Source organism: Stenotrophomonas sp. YJH_SMC_130 (assembly GCF_059369035.1).
On record NZ_JCAFSH010000025.1, the window covers coordinates 21,212 to 28,068 of the forward strand.

A 6,857-nucleotide genomic window follows, 5' to 3' on the forward strand; every position below is an offset into this window, starting at 1 on the left:
AGCCGAGCGTGGGCTCGGCTCTACAGAAACACGATCACGGCTCGCCGGCGTCGATCAGCGTGTCGGTATCGAAGTGCGGCGGGCGCCGTGCGCGCGTGCGCTGCTCGTAGGCGTAGGCCATCTCGATCAGCTTCGGCTCGCTCCAGGCGGTGCCCATGAACAGCAGGCCGACCGGCAGGCCATCGATCTGGCCCATCGGCACGCTGAGGCTGGGATAGCCGGCGACGGCGGCGGCACTGTAGCTCTCGCCGGGGAAGTCGTCGCCTTCGCTGCGGATCGGCCACGCCACGCCGGTGGTCGGCGCGACCAGGGCGTCGAGCTGGTGGGCGGCGAGGGCGGCATCGATGCCTTCCGGGCCCGCCAACCTGCGCGCATCGCTGCGTGCGCGGATATAGGCGGGGTCAGCCAGGCCGGCGGTAGCGTCGGCTTCCACCAGCAGTTCCTGGCCGAACAGGCCCAGTTCCTGCTTGCTGTGCGCCTGGTTGAAGGCGATCAATTCGGCCAGGCTGTGCAGGGGAGCGCGGTGGGCGCTGAAGTAACGCTCCAGCCCGGCCTTGAACTCGTACAGCAGCACCTTGCGTTCGGCGTCGGCCCAGGCGCCCTGGTTGGGCAGCTCCACCGGCACCAGGACGGCACCGGCCCGACGCAGCTCGGTGGCGGCGTGTTCGATCAGTGGCGGCATGCCGCGGTATTTCAGCAGCGGCGTCTGCAGCAGGCCGATGCGCTTGCCACGCAGTCCCTGCGGATCCAGCCGCGCGGTGTAGTCGTACACCGCACGGCCGGGCATGGTTGCGGTGGCCGGGTCGGCATCATCGCGGCCGGCAATTGCGGTCAGTACGGCGGCAGCGTCGGCGACGCTGCGTGTCATCGGCCCCGCAGTGTCCTGGCTGAAGGAAATCGGGATGATCCCATCGCGGCTGACCAGGCCAACGGTCGGCTTGAGGCCGACGATGCCATTGATCGCCGCAGGGCAGACGATGCTGCCGTCGGTTTCGGTGCCGATCGCCACGCTGGCCAGGTTGGCGGCGACCGCTACCGCGCTGCCGCTGCTGGAGCCGCAAGGCGAGTGGCTGAGGCGATAGGGATTGCGGGTCTGGCCACCGCGCGCGCTCCAGCCGGACACCGAATCGTTGCCGCGGAAATTGGCCCATTCGCTGAGATTGGTCTTGCCCAGCACCACGGCCCCGGCCTCGCGCAGGCGCCGCACCAGATACGCATCGTCAGGGCGGAACCCCTGCAGGGCCAGAGAGCCGGCACTGGTGGCCATCGGCGCAGCGTTGATGTTGTCCTTCAGCAGTACCGGGATGCCGTGCAGCGGGCCCCGCAGGCGTCCATCGCGGCGCTCGCGGTCGCGCGCCGCGGCTTCCTTCAGGGCATCGGGGTTGAGCTCGATCACCGCGCGCAGGCGGGGCCCGGCCCGATCCAGGGCGGCGATGCGCTGCAGGTAGGCCTGGGTCAGGGTGGTGCTGTCCAGTTCACCGGCGGTCATCCGCGCCTGCAGGTCGGCAACATCGGTTTCAGCGTACGGGAACGGCACGTTGCGGCTCGCAGGTTCGGCCGCATGCGCGCTGGGCGTGGCCGGGCTGCAGCCAGCCGAAAGCAGCGCAGGCAGCGCGGCGAGCAGGCAGGTCAGCAGAGGCGGCAAGGACGGGCGCATGGGGCGGCTTGGTCGGCTCCAATCCCCAGTGTAGCCGGTGGTCAGCGGTGGCGCTTGCGCAGGTCGCGGGCGAGAACGTAGACCACGATCAGGTTGATCGCCAGGATCGTCCACGACGGCCAGCCGGGGTGGCGGATGATCGCGAAGATGTCGAAGGGCAGGTACAGCGAGGCAGTCAGGCAGCCCAGCCAGGAGGCCCAGGCCTTGGCCCGCCACAGGCCCCAGGCTTCGACCAGGTGCAGCAGGCCGTAGCCGATCATCCCTGCCGCGGCCAGGTGGACCGCGTCGGGGTTGATCATATGCAGCAGCGAGGGCAGGGTGCCATGGTCCGGATCCAGGCTGAAACGCCGGATCAGGACCATGATGCCGTGCCGAAGCGGCTGCGGTCCGAGCACTTCCAGCCCGGTGGCGGCCAACAGCGCCAGCATCGCCTTGCTCGCTTCGAGCAGGGCGATGACGTGCAGACCCGGATGCCGGTGTGGATCCGGGTTGTAGCCGCTCTGGTTCACGGGGTGCTGGCTCAGCCGCCGCGCGAAGCCTTCTTGCGGTCGCTCTCGGTCAGGAACTTCTTGCGCAGGCGGATCTCCTTCGGGGTGATCTCGACCAGCTCGTCGTCTTCGATGAAGTCCAGGGCCTGTTCCAGCGAGTACTTGATCGCCGGGGTCAGCTGGATCGCATCGTCCTTGCCGGAAGCGCGCATGTTGGTCAGCGGCTTGGTCTTGATCGCGTTGACGGTCAGGTCGTTGTCCTTGGAGTGGATGCCGACCAGCTGACCTTCATACACGTTGTCGCCTTCGGCAGCGAAGAGCTTGCCGCGTTCCTGCAGCGGGCCCAGCGAGTAGGCCGGGGTGACGCCCGGCGCATTGGCGATCATCACGCCGTTGATGCGCTTGGCGATGGCGCCCTGTTCCTTCGGGCCGTAGTGGTCGAACACATGGAACAGCAGGCCCGAACCCTGGGTCAGGGTCTTGAACTCGTTCTGGAAGCCGATCAGGCCACGCGCCGGGATCTGGTACTCCAGGCGCACGCGGCCCTTGCCGTCCGATTCCATGTTCTTCAACTGGCCCTTGCGGGTGCCCAGCTTTTCCATCACGCCGCCCTGGTGCACTTCCTCGATGTCCACCACCAGCTGCTCGATCGGCTCCATCAGCTGGCCGTCGATTTCCTTGATGATCACTTCCGGGCGCGACACGGCCAGCTCGTAGCCTTCGCGGCGCATGTTCTCGATCAGCACCGACAGGTGCAGTTCGCCACGGCCGGAGACCAGGAACTTGTCGGCGTCTTCCAGCTGCTCGACCTTCAGGGCCACGTTGTGGACCTTTTCACGGTCCAGGCGGTCCTTGATCTGGCGGCTGGTCAGGAACTTGCCACCGGACAGGTCCTTGTTGCCGGCGAACGGCGAATTGTTCACCTGGAAGGTCATCGAGATGGTCGGCTCGTCGACGGTCAGCGCAGGCAGGGCTTCCGGGAAGTCCGGTGCGCAGATGGTGTCGGAGATGGTCAGCTCCTGGATGCCGGAGATGGCCACGATGTCGCCGGCCTCGGCCGAATCCTGCTCGATGCGCTCCAGGCCCATGAAGCCCAGCACCTGCAGCACCTTGCCGTTGCGCTTCTTGCCTTCACGGTCGATGACCGCGACCTGCATGTTCTTCTTCAGGGTGCCGCGCTGGATGCGGCCGATGCCGATCACGCCCACGAAGTTGTTGTAGTCCAGCTGGCTGATGCGCATCTGGAACGGGCCTTCCGGGTCCACTTCCGGCTTCGGCGCGTGCTGCATGATCGCTTCGTACAGCGGGGTCATGTCGCCGTCGCGCACGGTGTCTTCCAGGCCCGCGTAGCCGTTCAGGCCCGAGGCGTAGACGATCGGGAAGTCCAGCTGCTCGTTGGTGGCACCGAGCTTGTCGAACAGGTCGAAGACCTGGTCGATCACCCACTCCGGACGGGCGCCCGGACGGTCGACCTTGTTGACCACGACGATCGGCTTGAAGCCCATCGCGAAGGCCTTCTGGGTCACGAAGCGGGTCTGCGGCATCGGGCCGTCCATCGCATCGACCAGGATCAGCACGGTGTCGACCATCGACAGCACGCGCTCGACCTCACCGCCGAAGTCGGCGTGGCCGGGGGTGTCGACGATGTTGATCCGGTTCTTGATGCCGGTCTTCTTGTCTTCCCAGGTGATGGCGGTGTTCTTGGCCAGGATGGTGATGCCGCGTTCCTTTTCCTGGTCGTTGCTGTCCATCACGCGCTCGGCGAGGACGGTGCGCTCGGACAGGGTGCCGGACTGCTTCAGCAGCTGGTCGACCAGGGTGGTCTTGCCATGGTCGACGTGGGCGACGATGGCGATGTTGCGAAGATTTTCGATGGACATACGAAAGGGGGCCAGTCGGCGCCGGATTTGGAAAAAGAAGTCCAACATTATACGTCGAACTTGACGATTCGCGAAAAGATGGATTTCACGCCGGCCAAACGGCCCATTCAGCTGGCTGTCCACCGCTTCGGCCGAGGTCGCCAGGACGGCCCCTCGGCTCCCTTCCCCTGGCTGAAGGCGGGGGCTCCACCGATGGTCGAAGGCACCGCCGCCACGAGGCAGGTGTAAACTAGGTGGCTAGACGCATTCCCCCTTTGCACCAAGGATCTTCATGTCCCTCATCGCCACTTTCGACACCACCCAGGGCCCGATCAAGGTCGAGCTGTTCGCCGACAAGGCGCCGCTGACCGTGGCCAACTTCGTGAACCTGGTCAAGCACGGCTTCTATGACGGCCTGATCTTCCACCGCGTGATCGCCGACTTCATGATCCAGGGCGGCTGCCCGCAGGGTCGTGGCACCGGCGGCCCGGGCTACAAGTTCGAAGACGAGAAGAATGGCGTGAAGCACGAGGTCGGCTCGCTGTCGATGGCCAACGCCGGCCCGAACACCAACGGCAGCCAGTTCTTCATCACCCACATCAAGACCGATTGGCTGGACGGCCGCCACACCGTCTTCGGCAAGGTCCTGGAAGGCCAGGCCATCGTCGATTCGGTCAAGCAGGGCGACGTGATCCATTCGATCACCCTGGAAGGCGACGTCGACGCCGTGCTGGCCGCCCAGGCCGACCGCGTCGCGGAGTGGAACAAGCACCTCGCCGCCTGACCCCCTTTCGAAACGGCCACCCACGGGTGGCCGTTTCCCTGTTCCCCGCCGCCCGCCCGGCCTGCGTGGCCATGCCCGCGGCGCCCCATCAAACGCTTGCAAGCAAGAGGAAACCCCCATGAAAGCACCCGTTCGTGTTGCCGTGACCGGCGCCGCCGGCCAGATCGGTTATGCCCTGCTGTTCCGCATCGCCTCCGGCGAAATGCTGGGCAAGGACCAGCCGGTCATCCTGCAGCTGCTGGAACTGCCGGTCGACAAGGCCCAGGCCGCCCTGAAGGGCGTGATGATGGAGCTGGAAGACTGCGCGTTCCCGCTGCTGGCCGGCATGGTTGGCACCGATGACGCCGAAGTCGCGTTCAAGGACGCCGACATCGCCCTGCTGGTCGGCGCACGTCCGCGTGGCCCGGGCATGGAGCGCAAGGACCTGCTGCTGGAGAACGCCAAGATCTTCACCGCCCAGGGCGCCGCGCTGAACAAGGTCGCCAGCCGTGACGTGAAGGTGCTGGTGGTCGGCAACCCGGCCAACACCAATGCCTACATCGCGATGAAGTCGGCTCCGGACCTGAAGCCGGAGAACTTCACCGCCATGCTGCGCCTGGACCACAACCGCGCGCTGAGCCAGCTGTCGGCCAAGCTCGGCAAGCCGGTCGGTGGCATGGAGAAGCTGGTGGTGTGGGGCAACCACAGCCCGACCATGTACCCGGACTACCGTTTCGCCACCGCCGACGGCGCCTCGATCGCCGATGCGATCAACGACCAGGAGTGGAACGCCAACACGTTCATCCCGACCGTCGGCAAGCGCGGCGCGGCGATCATCGAAGCCCGTGGCTCGTCCTCGGCCGCTTCGGCCGCCAATGCCGCCATCGACCACGTGCGTGACTGGGTGCTGGGCAGCAACGGCAAGTGGGTCACCATGGGCGTGCCGTCCGACGGTTCCTACGGCATTCCGGAAGGCGTGATCTTCGGTTTCGCGGTGACCACCGAGAACGGCAAGTACACCCTGGTCAAGGATCTGCCGATCGACGACTTCAGCCAGAAGTACATCGACAAGACCCTGGCCGAGCTGGAAGAAGAGCGCGCCGGCGTCGCCCACCTGCTGGGCTGATGCAGGCGGTACCGGCCACGGCCGGTACCTCCACCGCGATGGTGGGTACCGACCGTTGGTCGGTACGCTCACCGCAGAAGACGGGGAGGCTTCGGCTTCCCCGTTTTCATTTGGAATTCCTGGAACCGCATGATCCACCTGCACTACATCGACGACGCGCTGCTGGTGGCTGAAAAGCCCGCCGGCCTGCTGTCCGTGCCCGGCCGCAGCGCCGAGAACCAGGACTGCGTCGTCGCGCGCCTGCAGGCGCTGTACCCGGATGCGTTGACCGTGCACCGCCTGGACCAGGTGACTTCCGGGCTGCTGCTGCATGCGCGTGGCAAGGACATGCAGGCGGCGTTGTCGATGCAGTTCGAGCAGCGCCGGGTTGGCAAGCGCTATGAAGCGATCGTGGAGGGACTGCTTGAAGGCGATGCCGGCGACGTGGATCTGCCGCTGATTGTGGACTGGCCGAACCGGCCGAAGCAGATGGTCGATCACGAACGCGGCAAGCCGGCGCTGACGCGCTGGCGCGTAATGGCGCGTGAGGTGGAAGCGCAGCGTACCCGCGTGGAGCTGGAACCGATCACCGGCCGCAGCCATCAGCTGCGCCTGCACACGGCCAGCCTCGGCCATCCCATCGTCGGTGATGTCCTGTATGGCGCGGCACCGGCGCAACGCGTGCACCTGCATGCGCGCAGCCTGCGGTTCACCCATCCGGTGACGGGCGAAACACTCGCGTTCGAGTCCGCGACTCCGTTCTAGGGGGCCGGCAGGGCTTGCAGCCCTGCACCCGCAGAATCAACGTCAACGTCAAAAGCGGGCTATCCGTGGGTTGGCGGGACGGTGTCGGAGTGCGGGGACGCCGCAAGTACGTCCGTGTAGGCTTGGCAGCCGCTTGCTCGTGTGCGCTTTCCTGCGCACACGGCAAGACCGGGGTTGGGCGTCCTGCCCAACCCGCCCGAGGCATGCCTCGGGCCCATGC

The 6,857-nt window shown here is 66.4% G+C and carries 6 protein-coding genes; 3 read left to right on the plus strand and 3 right to left on the minus strand.

Features of this window, described 5'->3' with window-relative positions; all coding sequences use genetic code 11:
- Positions 1–34 precede the first annotated feature (34 nt).
- Genes AC5P5V_RS17320 through typA form a run of 3 tightly spaced genes read right to left on the minus strand, consistent with a single transcriptional unit; the run spans position 35 to position 4,025 of the window.
- On the minus strand, positions 35–1,657 hold the full coding sequence (locus AC5P5V_RS17320) for an amidase (protein WP_061480554.1): 1,623 nt from the start codon (positions 1,655–1,657) through the stop codon (positions 35–37).
- Positions 1,658–1,698: 41 nt separating this feature from the next.
- Positions 1,699–2,166, minus strand: a complete 468-nt coding sequence (locus AC5P5V_RS17325) for a DUF2127 domain-containing protein (RefSeq protein ID WP_061480553.1) — start codon at positions 2,164–2,166, stop codon at positions 1,699–1,701.
- An 11-nt stretch (positions 2,167–2,177) separates the two neighbouring features.
- On the minus strand, positions 2,178–4,025 hold the full coding sequence (gene typA, locus AC5P5V_RS17330) for a translational GTPase TypA (RefSeq protein ID WP_061480552.1): 1,848 nt from the start codon (positions 4,023–4,025) through the stop codon (positions 2,178–2,180).
- A 271-nt stretch (positions 4,026–4,296) separates the two neighbouring features.
- On the opposite strand from typA, the gene AC5P5V_RS17335 reads away from it, so the two are divergent.
- The 3 genes from AC5P5V_RS17335 to AC5P5V_RS17345 all read left to right on the plus strand — a co-directional run bounded on the left by AC5P5V_RS17335 (position 4,297) and on the right by AC5P5V_RS17345 (position 6,637).
- Complete coding sequence (locus AC5P5V_RS17335; protein ID WP_005408225.1) at positions 4,297–4,788, plus strand: peptidylprolyl isomerase; 492 nt, start codon at positions 4,297–4,299, stop codon at positions 4,786–4,788.
- Between the two features lie 118 nt (positions 4,789–4,906).
- On the plus strand, positions 4,907–5,893 hold the full coding sequence (locus AC5P5V_RS17340) for a malate dehydrogenase (RefSeq protein ID WP_005415428.1): 987 nt from the start codon (positions 4,907–4,909) through the stop codon (positions 5,891–5,893).
- Positions 5,894–6,022: 129 nt separating this feature from the next.
- Positions 6,023–6,637 (plus strand): RluA family pseudouridine synthase, encoded by a 615-nt coding sequence (locus AC5P5V_RS17345; protein WP_134968401.1) that lies wholly within the window; start codon positions 6,023–6,025, stop codon positions 6,635–6,637.
- Positions 6,638–6,857 lie beyond the last annotated feature (220 nt).